General features: G+C 37.4%; 15 protein-coding genes. All 15 read right to left on the reverse strand.

Features of this window, described 5'->3' with window-relative positions; genetic code table 11:
- Positions 1 to 115: 115 nt before the first annotated feature.
- Positions 116 to 3,043, reverse strand: a complete 2,928-nt coding sequence (locus DF185_RS22125; protein ID WP_110363797.1) for a SusC/RagA family TonB-linked outer membrane protein — start codon at positions 3,041 to 3,043, stop codon at positions 116 to 118.
- A gap of 289 nt (positions 3,044 to 3,332) precedes the next feature.
- Positions 3,333 to 4,946 carry a SusR family glycan utilization regulator gene (susR, locus tag DF185_RS22130; protein ID WP_110363799.1) on the reverse strand — a complete coding sequence of 538 codons (1,614 nt, stop codon included), beginning with the start codon at positions 4,944 to 4,946 and terminating at the stop codon, positions 3,333 to 3,335.
- A 163-nt stretch (positions 4,947 to 5,109) separates the two neighbouring features.
- Positions 5,110 to 6,051, reverse strand: coding sequence for a polysaccharide deacetylase family protein (locus DF185_RS22135; RefSeq protein ID WP_110363801.1), 942 nt, complete (start codon positions 6,049 to 6,051; stop codon positions 5,110 to 5,112).
- On the reverse strand, positions 6,048 to 7,139 hold the full coding sequence (locus DF185_RS22140; protein WP_165836103.1) for an alpha/beta hydrolase: 1,092 nt from the start codon (positions 7,137 to 7,139) through the stop codon (positions 6,048 to 6,050). The genes DF185_RS22135 and DF185_RS22140 overlap by 4 nt, the downstream gene beginning before the upstream one ends.
- A gap of 237 nt (positions 7,140 to 7,376) precedes the next feature.
- Positions 7,377 to 8,693, reverse strand: a complete 1,317-nt coding sequence (locus tag DF185_RS22145) for a TldD/PmbA family protein (RefSeq protein WP_110363805.1) — start codon at positions 8,691 to 8,693, stop codon at positions 7,377 to 7,379.
- A 45-nt stretch (positions 8,694 to 8,738) separates the two neighbouring features.
- Positions 8,739 to 10,274 (reverse strand): TldD/PmbA family protein, encoded by a 1,536-nt coding sequence (locus DF185_RS22150; RefSeq protein ID WP_110363807.1) that lies wholly within the window; start codon positions 10,272 to 10,274, stop codon positions 8,739 to 8,741.
- A gap of 168 nt (positions 10,275 to 10,442) precedes the next feature.
- Positions 10,443 to 11,675 (reverse strand): threonine ammonia-lyase, encoded by a 1,233-nt coding sequence (gene ilvA, locus DF185_RS22155; protein ID WP_110363809.1) that lies wholly within the window; start codon positions 11,673 to 11,675, stop codon positions 10,443 to 10,445.
- 183 nt (positions 11,676 to 11,858) lie between these two features.
- Positions 11,859 to 12,929 carry a 3-isopropylmalate dehydrogenase gene (gene leuB / locus DF185_RS22160; protein ID WP_110363811.1) on the reverse strand — a complete coding sequence of 357 codons (1,071 nt, stop codon included), beginning with the start codon at positions 12,927 to 12,929 and terminating at the stop codon, positions 11,859 to 11,861.
- 493 nt (positions 12,930 to 13,422) lie between these two features.
- Positions 13,423 to 14,979, reverse strand: a complete 1,557-nt coding sequence (locus tag DF185_RS22170) for a hydroxymethylglutaryl-CoA lyase-like TIM-barrel protein (protein WP_243421814.1) — start codon at positions 14,977 to 14,979, stop codon at positions 13,423 to 13,425.
- A 50-nt stretch (positions 14,980 to 15,029) separates the two neighbouring features.
- A complete protein-coding gene (leuD, locus tag DF185_RS22175) occupies positions 15,030 to 15,611 on the reverse strand; it encodes a 3-isopropylmalate dehydratase small subunit (protein WP_207784728.1) in 582 nt (193 codons plus the stop codon).
- A 69-nt stretch (positions 15,612 to 15,680) separates the two neighbouring features.
- Complete coding sequence (gene leuC, locus DF185_RS22180) at positions 15,681 to 17,081, reverse strand: 3-isopropylmalate dehydratase large subunit (RefSeq protein WP_110363815.1); 1,401 nt, start codon at positions 17,079 to 17,081, stop codon at positions 15,681 to 15,683.
- A 408-nt stretch (positions 17,082 to 17,489) separates the two neighbouring features.
- A complete protein-coding gene (locus DF185_RS22185) occupies positions 17,490 to 18,986 on the reverse strand; it encodes a 2-isopropylmalate synthase (protein WP_110363817.1) in 1,497 nt (498 codons plus the stop codon).
- 561 nt (positions 18,987 to 19,547) lie between these two features.
- Positions 19,548 to 20,594: a ketol-acid reductoisomerase gene (gene ilvC / locus DF185_RS22190; RefSeq protein ID WP_110363819.1), complete on the reverse strand. Its 1,047-nt coding sequence runs from the start codon at positions 20,592 to 20,594 to the stop codon at positions 19,548 to 19,550.
- Between the two features lie 72 nt (positions 20,595 to 20,666).
- The gene (gene ilvN / locus DF185_RS22195) at positions 20,667 to 21,182 is read right to left on the reverse strand and encodes an acetolactate synthase small subunit (RefSeq protein ID WP_243421815.1); all 516 of its coding nucleotides are present in this window, start codon (positions 21,180 to 21,182) and stop codon (positions 20,667 to 20,669) included.
- A gap of 84 nt (positions 21,183 to 21,266) precedes the next feature.
- A complete protein-coding gene (gene ilvB / locus DF185_RS22200; RefSeq protein ID WP_110363823.1) occupies positions 21,267 to 23,003 on the reverse strand; it encodes a biosynthetic-type acetolactate synthase large subunit in 1,737 nt (578 codons plus the stop codon).
- Between the last annotated feature and the right edge of the window lie 97 nt (positions 23,004 to 23,100).

The raw sequence follows: 23,100 nt of genomic DNA on the forward strand, positions 1-23,100 counted from the left end.
GCCACATGATCAAAATAATTACTTTAATCATGCTCGTTTCATCCTGTTCATTTTTCTTATTAAGCTTTCATTAAGAATTATTTACCGATTCTTAATTCATGTAAATTAATTCTCCTTAAAAACCTATTTTCATACCAAAAGTGAAAGTCTTGGTTTTAGGATAAACATCATACATATCCAATCCTAAGTTCTCATAACCACCATAACTAGACTCAGGATCAATACCTGAATATTTAGTAAGGGTAAACAAGTTGTTTGAACTGATATAAAATCTACAATTGCTCAACCATTTGATTTTATCAACGTTTACATTGTATCCAAGTGTTACATTGTCTAAACGTAGGAAAGAACCATCCTCGATATAGTAATCTGAGAATTTAGGTGAATCCGATAGAATTGGTGCTAGCTGTATAGCATCTTTCAATGCATTTCTATTAGGTAGCATATTTGGATTTCCAAGAATCATTCTTGTAACATTAAGAACATCACCTCCAACTACTGCACGTAATGTGAAGTTTAAATCCCAATTTTTATAGGTTAGATTGTTGGTCCAGCTCATTGTAAAGTCTGGTAATGCATTTCCAATTACCTGACGATCTTCATCCTTTTGATCTTTAGTGATGTTTCCATCTTTATCGTAGAACAACCATTGTCCATTCTGATCAATACCAGCATTCTTCCAACCATAGAATGTTCCTAATTCACGTCCTGGTTCAATTAACTGAGTCCATACTCCAACCATACCTCTACCACTAATCCATGAAGTTTTCATATTATCAAGCGAATAAGTATCATCAGATAAGGAAACTACCTCTTGCTTGTTTGTAGAAAATGAGTATGTTGATTTCCAAGTAAAATCACGAGTGCGAATAGGATTTGCAGTCAAGTTAATCTCTAAACCTTTGTTTGAAATTTCACCAGCATTCGCATAAATTCTATCGTATCTGTTTGGAGGAACAGGAACTGCATACTCAGCCAACAAATCATCAGTTGTTTTGTCATAAACATCAATCGAACCTGTTAATTTGTTGTTGAATAAGGCGAAGTCTAAACCAAAGTTCCATTCTCTGTTTTCTTCCCATTTCAAATCTTGATTCGCGTTACTCGATTGCTGAATTACAAGTGTTTCTTCTCCAGTTGTAGGATCTAAGGTTCTTCCTCCAGTGCTTATTCTTGCAATATCGTGGTAGTTACCAATTTCCTGATTACCTGTAACACCAAAACCAACTCTGAATTTTAATTGATCAATCCAGTTTGCATTATCCATGAATTTCTCACTTGAGATATCCCAAGCTGTTGAGAATGATGGAAACCATCCCCACTCATTATTATCACCAAATCTTGAAGATCCATCGCGACGAATGGTAGCTGTGAAATAATATTTCGAGTCATAGTTATATACAGCTCTACCGATAAAAGAGATCAAACGATTTCTTTCTTTCCATGATTCAATATCCTGTGGAAGTACATCATTTGCGAATCTTAAATTATCAGCTCCAACCTTATCAGATAAAAGATCTCTGCCCTGAGCAGCAAAGCTTGTTCTATTATCTTCTTGCCATGAATATCCTCCTAACAAATTCACATTGTGCTTCTCCTTAAATACCTTGTTGTATTTAAGCGTTGCTTCAAGCATTTTGGTATCGCTGTTATTGTATCCTCTTCTTGCAAAACCACCATCACTTGATGTGATTTGGTATGAAGGACGGTGGAACCATGTTTCATCATCATCTTTACGATAACTAATATTCACTCCAGCCTCTAATCCATCAATAATTTCAAGATCAGCTTTTGCATTTGCCAAATATCTTTTTGCATCTCTCTCATTCTGGATCTGGTTGATCAAAGCCAATGGATTTGAATTCTCAAAATCATTTACTTCAAAATAAGTTCCATCTTCCTTATAAACAGGATAGGTTGGATTTCTTGAAAAAGTCTGAAACAATACAGCTTCACCATTATTTCCACTTGTTTGAACGTAGTTGTTGTTTTCAAAAGTACCTGACAAGTTCACACTTAATGTCAGTTTGTCATTCAAACCTTTTTGCATGGCATTTAATCTTACAATAGCTCTTTCTCTATCTGTACCTTTTACCACACCATCAAAATTAGTATAGCCAATACTCGCACGATAAGTATGATCTTCACCACCTCCACTCATGGAAACATTGTGTGATTGAGACATACCTGTTCTGAATACTTCATCCTGCCAGTCTGTATCAGCACCACCATCATCAAGAGTTAATCCATTTTCTGTAGCATATTGGCGAATTTCTGATGCACTCAGTAAATCTAATTCGTTTGCGACAACATCAGAAGAAATGTATCCTGAATATGAGATTTTACCTTTCTGGTTTCTTTTTCCTTGTTTGGTAGTAATAATAATAACACCAGTTGCCCCACGTGAACCATAAATGGCAGCAGAAGAAGCATCTTTTAACACGTTGAATGATTCAATATCTTCAACTGCAATGGTCGTAGGATCAACACCTGGAACACCATCAACAACATACAATGGAGATGTTCCTGAGAAAAAACCAGCTGTACCACGAATTTGAACATTAAAACCAGCATTTGGATCACCACCCTTTTTTGTAATATTAACACCAGCAACTTTACCCATGATTCCCTGAACAGGATCTTGTAAAACTCCTTGCTGAAGGTCGTCTGCACCGACATTCATTACTGCACCAGTTTTGTCCTTCTTTCTTTGTACACCATAGCCTACTACTACAACCTGTTCCAAATTCATAACATCTGGCTGCAACAATACTTCAACGTTTTCGATTGTTTGCACCTCAATTTCCTGGTTAATATATCCTACAAAAGAAAATACCAAGATTTGGCCCTGATCGGCTTTTAGAGAAAATACTCCGTCAAAGTCTGTTGCTGCACCAGTAGTGGTACCCTTAACAACAACGGAAACTCCTGGTAAAGGTTCTCCATTGGAAGCATCCAAAACCTTTCCTTTTATTTCCTGAGTTTGAGCAAATATTCCAATGGTAAGAAACATTGCCCAAAACAACAATAATAATTTTTTCATAATTCTTTTTAATAGAGTTAGTACTTCAACGCGTCAGCTTCATTCAGAAGCAAAATTTCATTTATTCAAAACCGACTTCCCAAATCCGGCCGAAATCAAAATCATGCTGCAGACAATGATTTTATAATTTCGCAGATCAAAGAAACCTAGGGTGCGAATGAAATACTAAATACCTATAAAGAATATAGATAAAAAAAGGGCACCTAAACTCTTAATGAGCTGTTTTAATGCCCTTTAACATTTTACGCTAAAATGGAAAATATAGACAGGATATTGATGAAAAAGATGTCTAAACAGACTTTATTTCCATTATTTTGTTATCAAATTCATCGTTCGGTACAATTGATCGATTCTTGATTTTAGTTTTGTAGGTATAAATTGTATTGACAGAAAAGTTGAGAATACTTGCTATTTTTTCGTTATCATTTACTCCTAGTCTGATCAAAGCAAAAATTCTCAAATCAGTATTCAAACTATTCGAATCCTTTAAGCAAACCTTATCCTCATCTTTGAACAGCATATTGAATCGATTTACAAAATCAGGAAACAGCTTTAGGAATATTCTATCAAAATCTTCGAATAAATTCTGACGCTCTTTCTTGGAATTATAATTTTTCAATTCCATTTCAATGGCATCATACTGCTTTGTTAGAAGTTGTCGGGATATGGCCTTTTTAAATGCCTCAAGTTTCTCGATAAACTGGGAACTAAAGTTAAAATAGTATCCCACATACTCTTCTTTTATTCGACTTACCTCGCGAAGCATATCATTAACTTCCTGTAGATTCTTATTTGCTATTAAAGCCTCTTTTCGGGCTTTTTTAATTTCTCTTAATTGTCTGAAAACAATAGCACCGAATAAAATAATAAGTACTGCAAAGCCCAGTACCACTATCGAAACATAAAACATGAAATCTTTTTGCTTTTCTACTTTACTGAGCATAGCTGCTTCAATATCAGGCTTTATGTAAGAAATCTCAAGCCTTCTGGCATTACTGCCAAAGAAGTTGGCATCATTCTGAGCATGTTCAATAAATTGATAGGCCCTCTCAACACTACCATCGTAATACAATAACTCGGCAAGCACCTTTGCTGCAACGGTTTCTGTAGTTGCGGATTTGATATCGTTTATGGTTGCTTTCAACAAATAATATTGCGCTTTCTCATTTTCAAAAAATCTTGAGTAAGCAATTCCTAATCCACAATTGCATATTGCCTGCTCATGATCATTCAAATCATGTTCATTTACCAATTGGGTATAGTAAGAAATCGCCTCATTATTCTTGTCTGAAATTAAACTGCTCAATGCCTTTGCCAATAAGTAATCAAATGAACTTGGATCTCCTTCTTGAAAAATTTTCTCACAATATTGGTGTCCTAATTCTCTGTATTTTGGTTGATAATATCCCCAGCGAGAATTTGATAAGTCATAATAAGACCTGTACGCGACAGAATAATATCTAATTCTATCTTCTCCTTCAAGAAATTTGTAATTAATTGTTTCCAGGGTATCAATTGTCTCTTTAAACAAGCCTTTAAGTAATAATATTAATGAAAGGTTACTTTTTGCCTCTGCTATTTTAGGTTTACTCTTTAATTTATAGGCTAGTTTGATTGATCTTGTCGCATAATAAAATGCTGAATCGTATACAAATGACTCATATTCTTTTGTTAGTATATTAGCCAGACGATATTCCTCATTATAATTTTTCTCTTCCTCGTATTTTTTTAATGAATCGGTAAAAATGGCTAGTCTGATTTTCCTTGCATCAATTATACTGTCTCTTAATTCAAGATAATGCTCAGCTTCAACAAACAGGTTTTCCAAAGAGTCTCTTTGTGCTGATGAATCATGAACAATTAATAATTGAATTAGGATTGAAAGAATAAAGAATCTTCGCATTCTTGATTAAAAATTGGTTTACAAAAGAACAAGTAAAAATAAAATAAATATTTACTCCACAGAGAATAAACATCCATTTTGGTTCATAAATACAAATTTAATGTACAAAAGGCACAATTTGCTTTACAAATCGTGCCTTAGCTCTATAAATACGTTTAGTTATTCACTCTATTGAAATTGTCCCCTTTGGTTTTAACTGCACAAGCTTTCCTTTTATAATCAGCCATAACATTAGGTTTGAATTATTTGTTAAAACCTTTTCTCCTGAAATAGCTTTAACTGCATTTAAATACTCAATAAATTCTCCCGCACTAACAGACCAAATATTCTTAATAGAACTTAACCTTTGGCAAATATTATCAAAGTATTTCCAGTTGTTATTTTCTTGATTTCTATCGAATTCCCAACTGTGTCCCCAAATATGAAACAATATTGGTTTCTCCACTGATTTAGAAACAAATTCCGTTAATAGACTTGTGACCTGTGTATGATGACAAGTCGGATTCCAAATAAAAAAATCATCAGGCAAGTTAAAGGTTTTTGTATCATTCACAGTTCTAGCATTCGTAATTCCAGTTGATTTCAAAATTTCAACTATTTGTTTATTAAACTCACCAAAAGGATATGCAAAACTTGTTATAGGATTTTCACTTAATGCGGACAATTCTTCAATATTGACTCTGATTTCTTCTTTTATTTCCTCTTCTGTTAATTCTGGTAAATGAGGATGTGTTCTAGTGTGAGCAGCAATTTCATGTTCTTTATATATCCTCTTTACTTGAGCTTTGTTTAAATACTTACCTGTCTTATCTGCTAAAGACTTTAACCACAATGCATCATCACCAAAGTATGCTGAATTTAAATTAAAGCTTCCTTTTAACTTGTATTTATTGAGAATAGAAACCATTATTGAATCCTGTAACAAACCATCGTCATAACTCAGAATCAAGGCTTTCATTTTACCATTGGGAAAGGCAAACATTCTCTCTTGATATATTCTTTCTCCCATGGATTCTTGAGCACGAAGATCTGTTCCTACAAGAAATAAAAGCATTACTTGAATTAGGATTGTTTTAATTGGAAATATTCTCACTCTATATTTCATTCATTCTCATATTTAAAACCAGCCGCTACAGTTGGAAGTACTTTATGATACATCTGATAAACAAACATACTACCATGATCTCCCTGATTGAGTTCAAAGCTATGTGAAATTTTATTATCCCTTAATAAATTTGCATAAAAAACAGAACCATCAACAATCCATTTAAATACGTCATTGTAACCGCAATCAATACTTAAAAGTTTCAATTTATTTAGATTGTTCTTATAACTAGTCAATTCCTCTTCAAGTCCTCCGAAACCTCTTTCCCACTTTTCCCATTTATCTTTCTCCACAATAGTATCACCATTTACAATACTTACAGGATAATCGAAATAAGGAGCCTTTTTTGTATTGGGAGCAAACGCCATCCCATATGCCAATGTGAATTCAATGTTCCAATCTTTAATTTCTCCAACATACTTCAAATATTCTTTGTGGGCCTCTTCTGTTGATAATTTATCCAACTTAGTAATAAGCGATAATATTGGATCAATGGTTCCACCATCTCTAAAAATCTGACAATTGGCTAAGCCTTCTTCATCAAATAATCCTGGACTCATTGCATAAGCCAAAGCATAAATATCTGGATGAAGCATTGCTAAATTTAATACTCCAAATCCTCCCATCGACATTCCTACGATAGCCCTGGACTCTGAATCAGATATAGTTCTATAATGAGTATCCACAAAATTAGTAACATCCTTTACTACAAAATCTTCCCAGTTTCCTGTCACAGGTGAATTCACATAAAAGCTACCTCTAAAACTGTAATCACCACTAATTTGAATAAAGATCATTTCAGGAATCTGATTTTTCTTAATTAAAGAATCAACTAAAGTTGCAACATATGCACTTTCATCTATTCTTCCTCCATATCCTTCAAGGAAATACACTACCGGGTAATTCTTCTTGGAACTGAAATATGAAGGCGGCAAATACACTCCAACCTGTTTATCTGGCACATAACCAAGTGCATTTTTTTTTAAGGAAGCAGCTGCAATGTTTTCTACCAACCATTTACCATTTAAATTCTCCTGTGCATTTGCAGTAAATGCAATTAAACTGATTATAAGCAAAAGTAATCTCATTTTTATATTCATTAATTAAACATTATTTTGAATTGTCTAATTAAGAACAATGCTTATTCAATAAATAAATTCCTAGATCTAATATAAACTACCCCACACTCACCACAAACTTTCACATCTGATTTACTGACAATTACCAACCAACAACTATAACCAAAATATAGATACGATTAGGATTAATAAGAAAAAACCCCATCAAATCGATGGGGTCATTATTTATTATCCGTAGCTGAGAATCTATAATCCACTAAAATCAATTCCCTCAAATAGCATACTTGGTGTTTGCCATGAACGATCGGTTAATGGATCATTTCCTAATGCGATAAGTTGATTCCAAATAACCTTGTGATTTCCGGAAACATTCATCCCTACTATTGGATGAAGAACTTCTCCATTCTTTACGTAAAAGCCTTCTACACCAACAGAAAAGTCACCAGTAGCAGGATTAGAGTTTCCTCCATTGAAACCTGTAACCAAAATACCTTCCTTCATATCCCTTGTTAATCCATTAATATCTTTCGATCCTTTGCCGAAGATCAAGTTTGAAGGAGAACTTGTTGTTGGTTGCATATCCAACTTTTTGCCGTAGTAATCACCAATGTAATAAGAACGTAAAACACCATTCTCTATCACTGTCATTTTGCGAGCAGCTAATCCGTCTCTGTCATATAAACGAGAGTTACGTCCTGATTCAATAAATGGATTATCAGTAATACTCAACAAATCGGAAGCAATTTTATGACCAATCTTACCATCTAAAAATGATCTTTTTTGCTGAATATTACGACCATACAATGGCTGCATAAGAGATCCAAATACACGCCCAACAGATCTGTTCTCTATCAACATCTCCATTTTTCCTGATTTTATGGTCTTTGCTCCAATTTTTTGAAGGGCTCTCTCTACAGCATATTTACCAACTCCTTCTCCAGATAATTGATTCCAAAATCTGGCTGAATTATAATGATAATCACTTGGGCGACTATCGCCTCCATTTATAGATGCACTTCCACTAACTGAGTAAGAAGTTGATTCTTTATACCCCTCAACACCATTACTTAAAACCATATAGCTTCGATACATACCATCTCCATAGGATCCGGAAACAGAAATAATTCTATCGTCCATATCTAATGTTTCGGCCTCAACTGCCATGGCTAAGTCAATCTTCTGACGAGGATCAATAGAATCGTAATTCGAATCAAACAACTTAAGATCCTTCTCTTCACCATCATAACACAAGTGACGATCTGGTAATGAACGATATTTATCCTCAGCCAAGTAATTTGTCCCAAGTATCGCTTCATTTATAAATTTCTCTAATTCACTTTTCTTTAATCGATTGGTAGAATGAGTTGAGTATTTTCCATTCACATAGAGCTTTATACTTAATCCACTTTCGATAGATTCCTGTATTTTTTCTATTTTTTGCTTTCTAACTTCAACTTCTGATTCTTTGGAATCATAAACTGAAACTGAAACTTCTTTAGCTCCATTTTTGCTTGCATATTCGGAAGCCCACTGAGCCAATTCCATTTTTTTATTGTCTTTCATTTAAATTGCTTTTTAATTTGATAAAATGTAAACTAAGAATGCGCATTACGCATTAACTCCACCAACTGTAAGTTGATTTACCTTGACAGTTGGTAAGCCCATTGACACTGGAACTCCTTGTCCACCTTTACCACAAGTCCCTGTACCACAATCAATCTTCAAATCATTTCCTACCATTGAAATTTGACTAAGTGCTTCCGGTCCATTACCAATTAAATTGACATCCTTAATTGGTTTAGTTAGTTTACCATTTTCAATTAAATAGCCCGATTTTACGTAGAAAGTAAAGTCACCTGCTCCAATTTGCACCTGACCATTTGTGAATGTATCTACATAAATTCCATCCTTAACACTAGAGATGATATCATCCTTAGAGTGAGGACCATTCTCCATATATGTATTTCTCATACGAGGAAGTGGAGCATAACGGAAAGACTGACGTCGTCCATTACCTGTTGGATCCACATTATAATGTTTGGCACTAATTCTATCGTGCAGATAGCTTGTTAGTACTCCATTTTCAACCATTTTTGTTTTTTGGGTTAGAATTCCCTCATCGTCAATATTCAGAGTTCCTCTATAATTTGGATTTGTTCCGTCGTCAATTATCGTTACGAAATCTTCACCAACCTTCTTACCCATTTTATCGCTAAAAATTGAGGTTTCTTTTCTATTGAAATCAGCTTCGAATGCGTGTCCCATAGCTTCATGTAAAAGAATACCTGATCCGCCAGAAGCCAAAACCACTTCCATTTGTCCGGCTTTTGGTTTTACAGCTTCAAATTGTTTATTGGCACCTTCGATTACTTCTGTTGCAATTCCATCCAACAAATCCTCAGTTAAATATTCATAACCTATTCTCATGGAACGGGAAGCATAGAAATCTTCACGCTGATCTCCTTTTTCCATAACACATACGGCAATAAAACTTACCATAGGTCTATAGTCATAGCTAATTACACCTTCTGAGTTTGCAAATAGAATGTATGACGAATTATCATCTAAATAGATCTGAACTTTAGCAACCTTATCATCCAAACTAAAGATCTTATCATTCAGCTTTTGCAGATATGGGATTTTTTGTTTGATTGAAACATCTTCCCAAGAAGTACCTACCTTGCAGAATTCCGGATGAACTCTTTCATTCAGATTAATAGAAGGAAAATCTTTACTTTCGTTTGCAATGCTGGCTGCAGTTTTAGCTACTTTTTTCATGGCTTCCAAAGAAACCTCCTCAGAAAAAGCATAACCTGTCTGGTCACCTTTCAGAACACGAACACCTACACCATAATCAATGTTAGAACCAGCACGATTCACATCATTATCCTGAAGTCCTACATAGTTTGAAAGAGAATGTTCGAAGTACAAGTCGCAATAATCCCCACCTCTGGACAAAGCTTCAGCCATTACCTTTTGAAGTGTTTCTTTATCCACATTAAAGTGAGCAAGATATTCATCCAAACCTGATTGTTCGGTTAGAGGGCTACATCCCATACTTAAAAATGAGGGTAAAATTGCCATTCCTGCAAGAGAGACCGATCCTGTTCGGATAAACTCCCTTCTTGAAAATTCATTCTTCATATAACTGTTTTTTTAGGGTTTGGGTTTTCTTTGATTTTTCTGGCAGACAAAAGTTAACACTTTTTCTTGTCATAATAAAATCAAAATCAAAATACCTTTGCAGGAGCATTAAAAAAGCGATATCTGTAAATCAGATATCGCTTTTTAGATCGTTATAAACATTGAATATTAAACTATGAACTGAAACAAATCAGTTTTATCATTCAGGTACTCAAATACAAAATTTCGTTCAGTCATTCGTTCTTGTAATCTCATTAAGTCTTCCGGTTGACGGACTTCAATTCCAATTACTGCAGGGCCTTTTTCCCTACTGTGCTTTTTATAATACTCAAAGTGTGTAATATCATCACCCTGATCCAATACATCATTAACAAACTCCTTTAAAGCACCTGATCGTTGAGGGAAACGAACAATGAAATAGTGTTTCAAACCTTCGTATAATAAACTTCGTTCCTTGATTTCCTCCATTCTAGTGATATCATTATTGCTACCACTTAGTATGCACACCACATTCTTTCCCTTTATCTGATCCGATATCAATTCCAAAGCAGCAATCGACAATGCTCCTGCTGGTTCTGCTACTATCGCATCTTCGTTGTACAATCTTAAAATTGTAGAACAAATCAATCCTTCAGGAATCACGACAACATCATCCAATACCTTTTCGCAAATGCGCCAGGTTAAGTCTCCCACTTTCTGTACAGCTGCACCATCTACAAAGCGATCGATACATTCCAAGGAAACATTCTCCTTTTTCTCGAATGCCGTTTTCATCGATGGAGCACCCTCAGGTTCAACACCAATAATTTTGGTTTGTGGACTAAATTCCTTTATCCATGCCCCAAGCCCTGAAGCCAAACCTCCTCCACCTATGGGAACAATAATGTAATCAATAGGATCGGGACAGTCTTGCAGAATCTCCAGACCGATGGTTCCCTGTCCTTCAATAATTTTAGGATCGTCGAAAGGATGAATAAAGGTTTTGCCATGTTCCTCTGCATCAGCTAAAGCTTTGTTTGATGCATCATCGAAAGTATCACCTGTTAAGATTACCTCGACATACTCGCCACCAAACATTTTTACCTGTTTGATTTTTTGGCGAGGCGTGGTTTCAGGCATGTAAATTACACCTGAACAGCCTAATTTCTTGCAAGAATAAGCCACTCCTTGTGCATGATTACCAGCACTGGCACAAACAATCCCTTTCTGGAGTTGTTCCTTGCTCAAGCCTGCAATCTTATTGTAAGCTCCTCTTATTTTGTAAGACCTTACCATTTGAAGATCTTCACGCTTTAAGCGGATATTGGCATCATATTTTACAGACAGGTTCATATTTTTCAATACAGGGGTGCTTTCTACCACTTCCTGCACCGTTCGACCGGCCTTTACAATATCTGCCATTTTTGGATAATAATGTTTTGTTTTTGTTGTCACTTTTCCCCCTTTGATTTTTTAATTCGATTGTATGGACCTAAAGAATCTTCTATAAGACTTCTTCAACCTTAATTAAATTAATCAGTTTCAAGTCTCAAGTTACAAGCTACAAGATTACTTGAAACTTGTAACTTGCAGCTTGAAGCTATTTTATGCTTTTTCAATATATTCTGCCAACCAATCACCTACTTCTGATGTTGAGTAGGCTTTCTTACCATCGGCAATGTCTTCGGTAACTACACCTGCTTCTAGCGACTGATCAACAGCTTCACGAATCAAAGCTCCTTCCTTCATCATGCCAAATGCATATTCGAACATCATGGCTGCTGAAAGTACAGTTGCACATGGATTGGCAATGTTCTTTCCTGCTGCCTGTGGATAAGATCCGTGAATTGGCTCGAACACAGATGTGTGAACACCAATTGAAGCGGATGGCAACATTCCCATAGAACCTGAGATTACACTTGCTTCATCGGTAAGAATATCTCCAAACATATTTTCGGTAACCATCACATCAAAACGCTTTGGCCAGGTAATAATCTGCATGGCAGCATTATCAACAAACATGTATTCTACTTCGATATCCGGATAATCAGGAGCAACCTTCTGCCCTATCTCTCTCCAAAGTCTTGAGGTAGCCAATACATTTGCCTTATCAACAATGGTTAGTTTTTTTCTTCTTTTACCAGCGTATTCGAAACCTAAACGAATAATTCTTTCAATTTCTTCTGCTGTATACACGCAAGAATCGTAAGCAGTTTGTCCATCTTCGCTTCTTCCTTGTGGACGACCAAAGTAAATTCCACCTGTCAACTCACGAATGCACATAAAATCAGCACCATCAACCAACTCGGTTTTCAATGGTGATTTGTGAATTAATGATTTGAAAGTATTCACCGGACGAAGATTCGCATACAAGCCCAAGGTCTTTCTCATTTTCAACAACCCCTGCTCCGGACGAACCTTAGCCGAAGGATCGTTATCGAACTTTGGATGACCGATTGCACCAAAAAGTACCGCGTCTGAATTCATACACAATTCATGAGTATCGGCAGGATAAGGATCTCCCACCTGATCGATTGCCGTAGCTCCTACCAAAGCCTCGGTATATTCAAATTCGTGTCCAAACTTTTTTGTAATTGCATCACACACTTTCTTTGCCTGCGCTACAATTTCAGGACCAATTCCATCTCCGGGTAATACTGCTATTTTGTAAGCCATTGTTATTAAGTTATTCTGTTTTTATTATTTTCTTATTCATTGTTTGCTGGATGATATCCTGCATACTTGTTTGTTCTGTTCGTGATCTTCAAGAAGATTCTCGCAAGCTTGTTTCCTCCTTCCGTGATCTTCAAGAAGCATCTCGCATGCTTGTTTATTCCCTTCGTGATCTTCGGTAAGCATCTCGCATACTTGTTTACTCCTCCCTTGCTCTTCAAGAGACATCTCGCATACATGTTTGCTCTATCTTTGTTCTTCAGGAGATGCCTCGCACTCTTGTTTGCTCATTCCTTAATCTTTTTTAGGTAATCCACACGCCTGTTTGAAGCCTCCGTTATCTTTAAAAGACATCTAACACATTTGCATGAACTCTCCACAATCTTCGGAAGACAATACACATATCCGCTAGAGGCTTCCATGATTGTAAGATGGCTTCTTGCAAGCTTGTTTGAACCCTTCTTAACATCAAACTAAGGGTACTCAAGAATGCATTTTAACAAGCATCTTTCTCGTTCACTTTACTGTATTGCTGTTCCAAAAGGTTCAACATTCTAGCTGTAGCTTTAATCGCTGCCTCAACCTGATCGGGATCCAATCCACGAGTTTTAAACTCTCTTCCATTAAAATCCCAGGTAATTAAAGTTTCTACCAGTGCATCGGTTTTACCTCCAGGAGGAATCCTCACGAAATAATCCTTCAGTACCGGTCTATCTTTTCCCAACTGTTCATACACAGACCAAATTGCATTCATGAAAGCATCGTACTGTCCATCGCCCGATGCGGTTCCTTCGTGCATTTGTCCGTTAATTTCAAGGTTCACAGATGCAAAAGGCCTCATTCCTTTCGATAAAGACAAGGAATAATGCTTGATTACGATTGGCATTTCTTCCATGCTCTGATTCAAAACATCAGAAACAATGTAAGGAAGATCCTCTGTGGTAACGGTTTCCTTCTTATCACCAAGCTCAATTACTTTCTGAGTCACCTTTTTCATGGTTTCCTCTTCCAGTGTCATCCCAAGCTCTTCCAGGTTTTTCTTGATATTCGCCTTACCTGATGTTTTCCCCAAAGCATACTTTCGTTCGCGACCAAAACGCTCTGGCATTAATCGGTTAAAGTACAAGTCGTCTTTGGAGTCACCATCGGCATGAACACCACAGGTTTGAGTAAATACATTCTCTCCAACCAATGGTTTGTTGGCCGGAATTCTTACTCCTGAAAAAGTTTCAACAATACGACTTACCGTATTGATCTTTTCCTCATTAACATTGATTTGTCGTGACAAGTGATCTTTTATCACACCAACAACAGAGGCCAAAGGAGCATTTCCTGCTCTTTCTCCTAATCCATTAACAGTTGTATGTATACCATTTACCCCAGCAAGCACTGATGAGTAAACATTAGCCAGAGCCAAATCATAATCGTTATGAGCATGAAAATCGAAATGTAGTTTTGGATACCTTTCGCGACAAGCATAGCAAAAATCGAAAGCCTGAACCTGGTTCATTACTCCCAAAGTATCAGGCAACATGAATCTTTGTATGTTCTCATTTTGCAATTCATCCAAAAGGTACCAAACGTAATCTCTGGAAGTCAGCATCCCATTCGACCAGTCTTCCAGGTAAAGATTCACCTTTATGCCTAGTTTCTCTGCGTAAGCAACGGCATCCTTTACATCCTGAACATGCTGCCCAGGAGTTTTTCGCAACTGCCCCTGCAAATGCTTCAATGAGCCTTTCGACAGCAAGTTCACTACACGTGCACCACTCTTATAAATCCAATCCAGCGAAGCTTTCCCATCAATAAATCCAAGCACCTCGATTTTATCAATCATACCATGTTCTTCGGCCCATTTGGTAATTCGTTTTACCGCCTGAAATTCTCCTTCTGATACTCTCGCGGAAGCAACTTCCAATCGATCTACTTTAACGGATTGCAGCAAGAGCTTAGCCACGCCCAACTTTTCGTCGGCATTGAAACTAACTCCCGAAGTCTGCTCACCATCCCTAAGGGTGGTATCCATTATCTCTAAGCTACGCAGTTCGTTCATTTTATCTGTGATTGTGTATTCTATTTGATGAGCAATCAGCCTTTGGCCAATTACTCTTGTTCAAATTCTTCTATGTTTTCTTTTTTATTTAAGAGGTAATCGATGTCATCGAATCCATTTAGCAAGCAGTTTTTCTTGTAAGGATTAATTTCAAATTCCTCTTTCTCACCATTAAGTGATATACTTTGTTCTTCAAGATCTACCACCAGTTTCTGACCGTTGTCTGCTTCAACTGCTGCAAACACTTTGCTTAAAAACTCAGGAGATACCACTACTGGCAACACTCCATTGTTTAGTGCATTGTTTCTAAAAATGTCAGCAAAAAAACTGCTAACTACTACCTTGAATCCATAATCGTGAACAGCCCAGGCTGCGTGTTCTCTTGAAGAACCACTTCCGAAGTTTTTACCTGCTACAAGGATCTGACCTGAGTATTTTGAATCGTTTAGAACAAAATCCTCATTTGCTGATCCATCAGGATTAAATCTCCAGTCTCTAAACAAGTTTTCTCCAAATCCTTCACGGCTGGTTGCTTTAAGAAATCGTGCAGGAATAATCTGATCCGTATCTACATTCTCGATTGGAAGAGGTACATATGTCGACTCTAATACGGTAAATTTATCTATTGGCATTTTTTTATCTTTTAAGCGATTAGCTTCCAGCCACAAGCCTTCAGCTAAAAAATATTTGTAAATATTTTATTAAAACAATTCTCTAGGATCGGTGATTACACCTGTAACTGCAGCTGCTGCCGCTGTTAGCGGACTCGCCAAAAGAGTTCTTGATCCCGGGCCTTGTCTTCCCTCAAAATTTCTGTTCGATGTAGAAACACTGTATTTTCCTGCAGGAATCTTATCATCGTTCATGGCCAAACATGCCGAGCATCCTGGCTGACGCAATTCAAATCCAGCTTCTTCCAATACTTCAACCAATCCTTCTTCCTGAGCTTGCTTTTCCACTTGCTTAGAACCCGGAACAATCCATGCGATTACCGAATCAGCTTTTTTCTTGCCTTTAACAAGAGATGCCAACATTCTTAAATCTTCGATTCTACCATTGGTACAACTTCCAACAAATACGTAGTCTACCTTTTTACCTAGCAGCTTATCACCCAATCCAAAGCCCATGTATTCCAATGATTTTTTGAACGTAGGCAATTCCGATGCTTCAACTTCATCTGCTGTTGGAATGTTACCAGAGATTCCTGTTCCCATTCCTGGATTTGTACCGTAAGTCAGCATTGGTTCAATATCCTCTGCTTTGTATGTGTATTCCTTATCGAATACAGCACCTTCATCGGATTTCAATTCTTTCCATTTGGCAACGGCTTTGTCCCAATCTTCACCTTTAGGGGCAAACTCACGACCTTTTACATATTCGAAAGTGGTTTCATCTGGTGCAATCATTCCACCACGAGCACCCATTTCAATACTCATGTTACAAACCGTCATTCTACCTTCCATAGTCAAGTTGCGCACTGCAGATCCTGCATACTCCACAAAATATCCGGTTGCTCCACCTGTTCCCAATTGAGCAATCACATATAGGGTCAGATCTTTAGCAGTAACACCTTTTTGTAATTCACCATCAATGGTAATGCGCATTTTCTTAGGTTTAGGCTGAAGAATACACTGGGTAGCCAAAACCATTTCAACTTCCGAAGTACCAATACCAAAGGCAACAGCTCCAAAAGCACCGTGTGTAGAAGTATGGCTATCTCCACAAACCATGGTCATACCTGGCTGCGTGTGCCCCAATTCAGGACCAACCACGTGAACAATACCATTCTTCGGATGATTCAATCCGTAAAGGGTAATGTCATTCTTCTTACAGTTTGCAGTTAAAGTTTCTATCTGATTTCTCGATAAGTCGTCCTCGATTTTCAAGTGCTGATTAACCGTTGGAATATTGTGATCAGGAGTAGCTACAGTTTTTTCTGGTCGAAAAACCTTTAATCCTCGAGCCTCAAGACCAGCAAATGCCTGCGGACTTGTTACCTCATGTATCAGGTGTTTATCGATATACAATACACTAGGACCTCCATCGATCTTCTCAACCACGTGAGCATCCCAAACTTTATCAAATAATGTTTTTGGTTCCATTTCTTTTTAGCTCTTAGCCTTTAGCTCCCGATAGTAATCGGGATTGCTATTGGCTTATTATTTTATTTTTTCATTCTGGGTTTGGTATTCTCACTTTAGGTGAGATTGCCAATTGTCTAATATTTTCTAAAACAACAGAATCAAATAGTAATAGTTCGATTTGGGACTTCTCCCCTTCTAGGGGAGATGGCGACAGTCAGAGGGGTGCTTTTACAACTCACCCTTTTGCCTATCGGCATTTTGTTCACCTTAAACTCAATTTAAAATTGTGTTCACGAACTCCGCTTCGCTCCGGTTCCCTTACAAAGGGAAAAGCTCATCTCGATAGCAATACTCCTAATTCATCATTGCTTAATAAATTATTTAATGAGAGCCTCACTTCAAGTGGGAATCTCATGGAAATTTGATTTAGTATACCACTTTCGAAAGTGCATCTACCAAGGCCTCAACCGAAGCTGTAATGATGTCTACATTGGCACCAAAACCGTATACTACCCTACCATTGTGTTCCAACTGAACGTGAACTTTTCCAAGGTCATCACTTCCACGAGTCAATGCCTGCACCAAGAACTCTCCTAGTGTAAATTTTTGTTTGATCAACTTCTTCACTGCATTGAAACAAGCATCGATTGGTCCATTTCCTTCGGCAGTAGCTGCACAACTTTCTCCCTTAATTTTAAGGTGAACCGTTGCCATTGGAATAGTAGATTTACCAGAAACCACCTGCAACAATTCCAACTCTACCGTTTTATCCAGGTTCTCCTTCTCGCCCATCAATTCAGCAAGATCTTTCTCACTCAAATTCTTGCGCTGGTCAGCCATGTTCAAGAATCTTGAGTAGGCATCATCCAATTCTTCCTTCGACAAATTGTAACCCATTTGCTCCAAGTGGTGGTTCAAAGCTGCACGACCACTACGAGCTGTCAATACAATTGCTGATTCCTGAATCCCCACTTCAACGGGATCAATAATTTCGTAGTTCTCCCTGTTTTTCAAAACACCATCCTGGTGGATTCCTGAAGAGTGAGCAAAAGCATTTCTGCCTACAATGGCCTTGTTGGCCTGTACTGGCATGTTCATTAATGAGGATACCAAACGACTTGCTCCATAAATCTCTTTGGTATTGATCTCGGTATGCAGTGGCAAATCATGATGTGTTTTTACAGCCATCACAACTTCTTCCAAAGAAGTATTTCCAGCACGTTCACCAATACCGTTGATGGTTACCTCAACCTGTCGAGCTCCATTAATTACACCACTCAATGAATTGGCTGTTGCCATTCCCAAATCGTTGTGACAGTGAGTTGATAAAATCGCCTTGTGAACGTTAGACACATTCTCCATCAAGTATTTGATTTTGGCTCCATATTCAGCTGGCAAACAGTAGCCCGTAGTATCTGGTATATTAATTACCGTAGCTCCAGCAGCAATTACTGCCTCAACCACTCTTGCCAAATACTCATTGTCCGATCTACCTGCATCTTCTGCATAGAACTCAACATCCTCAACATATCGCTTTGCGTATTTTACCGCACGAACTGCACGTTCAAGGATTTCATCTGGATTCGAATTTAATTTTGATTTGATATGATATGGTGAAGTTCCAATTCCTGTGTGGATTCTTCCTCTTTTTGCAAACTTGAGCGCCTCAGCAGCAACATCTATATCTTTTTCAACCGCACGTGTTAATGCACAAATGGTTGGATTACTTACTGCTTTAGCGATCTCGACGACCGACTGAAAATCCCCAGGACTTGAAACCGGAAAGCCAGCTTCGATTACATCAACACCCAATGCCTCAAGTGTTTTTGCCACTTCAATCTTTTCAATAGTATTCAATTGGCAACCTGGCACTTGCTCACCATCGCGCAATGTTGTGTCGAAAATAAATAACTTATCACTCATTTCTTTCGTGTTTTGATAACTTGGTTAATAGTGAAACTGTTAAAAAATTATTCTATCAATAATCTTTCACCCGTTTCGTTAGTTTTTGTTGTAAAAAAAAAGTTCCTCCATCTTGGAAGAACTTTGCATTATGATCATTTTATTTTTCTCAGATTATAACACAGTCTTCCTACTCGATCTTTTAATAATAATGAGATCAAGAATGAGAATTAAACCAATAATTAATGAACTTGCGTACATCATCTTTTTGTTTCTGTGTTAATGTTTTAGTTGTTGTTTTTATTCTGCAACAAACCTAAGAACTTATAAGAATGAGAGAAAACAATTTATCTCAACAAGCTACGATATTCAAAGCGATCCAATTTTATTTTTTTCGCTAAACCTTCAGTCATATCCATCTCATTTACTTTAAATTAAACCTTATTTCAACAAGTCTAAATATGGGATCTTCAAGCTGTTTTAAAGAGTTGGTTTTGAGTGATCATGTGAATGGAAAAAGTAAAAAAACAATTCATTTTACCCTCCCATTCACACAATAACTACTTTACCTAACTAACTGTACTAATTATTTTCTGGGCGAAGTTTACGAACAGCAGTTCCTGCTTGCCACATTTCACTTTCGCGTAATTCCTTCAATTCTTCTTCCAACTTCACACGATAGTTTTCTTCACTATTAGAGTCGATAGAACGTTGAGCCTCGTTACCAGCAGCAACTTCTTTGTATAGTTTTTCGAAAACTGGCTTGGTAGCATCACGGAAAGGCTTCCACCAATCCAATGCTCCACGTTGTGCTGTAGTTGAAGTATTTGCATACATCCAGTCCATACCGTTCTCTGCAACCAATGGCATCAAACTTTGAGTCAATTCCTCAACCGTTTCATTGAAAGCTTCAGATGGAGAGTGACCATTGGCACGAAGAACTTCATACTGAGCAGCAAAAATACCCTGAATACATCCCATCAAAGTACCACGCTCACCCGTAAGATCTGAGTACACCTCTCTTTTGAATGTAGTCTCGAACAGGTAACCTGAACCAACACCAATACCCAAAGCAACAACTCTATCGAAAGCTTTTCCTGTTGCATCCTGGAAAATTGCATAAGATGAATTCAAACCTCTACCTTCCAGGAACATTCTTCTCAAACTGGTTCCTGAACCTTTTGGTGCAACCAAGATTACATCAACATCTGCAGGAGGAACAATTCCTGTACGTTCTTTATATGTGATTCCAAATCCGTGCGAGAAATACAATGCTTTCCCTGGAGTCAAATATTTCTTAACAGTTGGCCAAACAGCAATCTGACCAGCATCCGATAGTAAATATTGAATGATAGTTGCCTTCTCTAAAGCTTCCTCAATTTCGAAAAGCGTTTCACCTGGAACCCAACCGTCGGCTACGGCCTTATCCCAAGTTTTTGATTCTTTACGCTGACCAATGATTACATTAAAGCCGTTATCTTTTAGGTTTAATGACTGACCTGGCCCTTGTACACCATAACCAATAATTGCAATGGTTTCCTCTTTTAATACTTCGCGAGCTTTTTCCAATGGAAATTCTTCACGAGTTACTACTTGTTCTTCTGTGCCGCCAAAATTAATTGTTGCCATTTTTTTAATTTTTTATTCTGGTTAAATAATATTAGATATTCTATATGCTACAGGGGTTTATACCTGCTTTAATTAGTGTGATAACTCTTTCAAATAACTTGTAAACTCTTTTTTCTGACAAGAAACTGCTACTCTTCCTGATCTTGCAAACTGCAGTACGCCATATTGTTCCAACTCATTGAACAATTCCTGATTCTCTGCTTTGTATCCAACTCGCTCGATTACTAAAAAGTCAGGATTTACTGTAAGTATCTTTGCATTTTGTCTTCTGATCAAAGCTTCAAGATTTCCATTCAACTTTGGAGAATTGGCAATCTTGAATAGTGCCACTTCCTGATGAACGATTTCTTCCGCTTCGAAATAAAGCGCCTTAAATACGCCTATAATTTTTTCCAGTTGTCGAACCACATTCTCAATTTTCTTTTCATCAGAAAAAACAACGATGGTATATCGAGACACTCCCTTAACTTCAGATTCTGAAACCGTAAGACTTTCAATATTTATTTTGCGACGAGAGAAAACTATGGTTACCTCATTCAACAATCCTATATTATTTTCGGAAAAAACCGTTATTGTATATTCTTTCATTTTCTTTAGCATTTAGTAACTAGTATTAAATAGTTGGATGTATAATCACTCTTTTATTACTCATTATTAATTCTTAATTACTAATTATTCCAGTCTCATTTCAGATACCGCAGCTCCTGGAGCGATCATTGGCAATACATTACTTTCTGTTTCTACAACCACTTCAAGGAAGAAAGCTCCTGGGAAGTCAAGCATCTCCTGAATCGCATCCTGCAACTCTTCACGCTTGCTAACTCTTTTTGCCTTAATTCCATATCCTTCTACAATTTTCACAAAATCAGGATTGTCCATCTCAGTGTATGAGAATCGCTGTTCAAAGAATAAATCTTGCCACTGGCGTACCATTCCAAGGAACGAGTTGTTCAATACAATCGACTTCACCGGCAATTTGTACTGGCGAATTACTGCCAATTCCTGAATGGTCATCTGGAAACCTCCATCACCCGAAACCGAAACAACGGTTGCATTTGGATCTGCAATTTGAGCTCCAATTGCTGCTGGCATTCCAAAACCCATGGTACCCAATCCACCAGAGGTAACCTGTGTATTCGGATTCTTGAACTTGTAATACCTTGCACTTGTCATTTGGTGCTGCCCTACATCTGTACAAAGTACTGCCTCACCATTGGTTTTTTCAGACAGGCAATCAATTACCTCAGCCATATTAATTCTCTCACGAGAGGAGTGCGTTTGCTTTTCAATTACCTTTTCATACTCCAATTGGTAATAATCTTTGAAGGTCTGCATCCACTCTTCACGTTCCGAACCACTTACCACTTTATTCAATTCCGTTAATGCCTGCTTGGCGTCTGCCAATACCGGAATATCAACACTTATATTTTTGTTGTGCTCAGATCTATCAATATCGATATGAACAATTTTTGCCTGCTTGGCATATTTCGAGGTATCTCCAGTTACACGATCATCGAAACGCATCCCAATGGCAATCAAAACATCACATTGATTGGTATTCATATTAGGACCGTAGTTCCCGTGCATTCCCAACATTCCCACATACAATGGATGATCAGTAGGGAATGATGACAAACCCAATAAGGTACAGGCAACAGGTGTTTGTGTCTTTTCAGCAAACTCCATCAACTCCTGCTCTGCTCCCGACAATAAAATTCCTTGCCCTGCAAGTATCATTGGTTTCTTGGCAGAATTAATCAACTCAGCTGCCGCTGATATCTCATCCATATTTAGCTTTGGTACCGGCTGATACGAACGAATCCCTTTACATCTTTCATACTTGTATTCAGTTTTCTGAACCTGTGCATCCTTAGTGATATCAATCAATACAGGTCCTGGACGTCCTGTGCGTGCAATGTAAAAGGCTTTTGCCATTACCTCTGCAATCTCTTCCACTTTTGTGATTTGGAAATTCCATTTGGTAACTGGCATCGAAAGTCCAACCATATTGGTTTCCTGGAATGCATCCGATCCCAATAAACCACTATGAACCTGTCCTGTAATTACAACCATTGGAGTTGAATCCAAATAAGCATCAGCCAAACCAGTCAAAAGATTTGTTGCTCCCGGTCCCGAAGTGGTAAAACAAACACCTGGTTTTTTAGTCAATCTGGCATAAGCTTGTGCACTGTGAGTTGCTCCTTGCTCATGGCGCGACATATAATGTTTTAGTTCTTTCTGATAATCGTATAGAGCATCGTAAACAGGCATGATGGCGCCACCTATGTATCCAAACATGGTATCAACACCTTCTTGTATTAAACTACGAACCAATATTTCTGCCCCAGATAAGGTTTCACCTGTATTATTCATCTCCTTGATATTTTCTGCTTTTGCTGCTGTTTCCATATTGCTTGCTTTTAATAAAAAGTATTTATTTTATCCAAAAACACCCCTCTGTCCTATCGGACATCTCCCCTAAAAGGGAGAATCTGATGCGATTGAC

The organism is Marinifilum breve (genome assembly GCF_003202155.1).
Lineage (GTDB): Bacteria > Bacteroidota > Bacteroidia > Bacteroidales > Marinifilaceae > Marinifilum > Marinifilum breve.

Coding starts and splice junctions, on each gene's coding strand:
- DF185_RS22125 (WP_110363797.1), bottom strand. CDS start 3,043: ATGAAAAAATTATTATTGTTGTTTTGGGCAATGTTTCTTACCATTGGA.
- susR (WP_110363799.1), bottom strand. CDS start 4,946: ATGCGAAGATTCTTTATTCTTTCAATCCTAATTCAATTATTAATTGTT.
- DF185_RS22135 (WP_110363801.1), bottom strand. CDS start 6,051: ATGAAATATAGAGTGAGAATATTTCCAATTAAAACAATCCTAATTCAA.
- DF185_RS22140 (WP_165836103.1), bottom strand. CDS start 7,139: ATGAGATTACTTTTGCTTATAATCAGTTTAATTGCATTTACTGCAAAT.
- DF185_RS22145 (WP_110363805.1), bottom strand. CDS start 8,693: ATGAAAGACAATAAAAAAATGGAATTGGCTCAGTGGGCTTCCGAATAT.
- DF185_RS22150 (WP_110363807.1), bottom strand. CDS start 10,274: ATGAAGAATGAATTTTCAAGAAGGGAGTTTATCCGAACAGGATCGGTC.
- ilvA (WP_110363809.1), bottom strand. CDS start 11,675: ATGGCAGATATTGTAAAGGCCGGTCGAACGGTGCAGGAAGTGGTAGAA.
- leuB (WP_110363811.1), bottom strand. CDS start 12,929: ATGGCTTACAAAATAGCAGTATTACCCGGAGATGGAATTGGTCCTGAA.
- DF185_RS22170 (WP_243421814.1), bottom strand. CDS start 14,979: ATGAACGAACTGCGTAGCTTAGAGATAATGGATACCACCCTTAGGGAT.
- leuD (WP_207784728.1), bottom strand. CDS start 15,611: ATGCCAATAGATAAATTTACCGTATTAGAGTCGACATATGTACCTCTT.
- leuC (WP_110363815.1), bottom strand. CDS start 17,081: ATGGAACCAAAAACATTATTTGATAAAGTTTGGGATGCTCACGTGGTT.
- DF185_RS22185 (WP_110363817.1), bottom strand. CDS start 18,986: ATGAGTGATAAGTTATTTATTTTCGACACAACATTGCGCGATGGTGAG.
- ilvC (WP_110363819.1), bottom strand. CDS start 20,594: ATGGCAACAATTAATTTTGGCGGCACAGAAGAACAAGTAGTAACTCGT.
- ilvN (WP_243421815.1), bottom strand. CDS start 21,182: ATGAAAGAATATACAATAACGGTTTTTTCCGAAAATAATATAGGATTG.
- ilvB (WP_110363823.1), bottom strand. CDS start 23,003: ATGGAAACAGCAGCAAAAGCAGAAAATATCAAGGAGATGAATAATACA.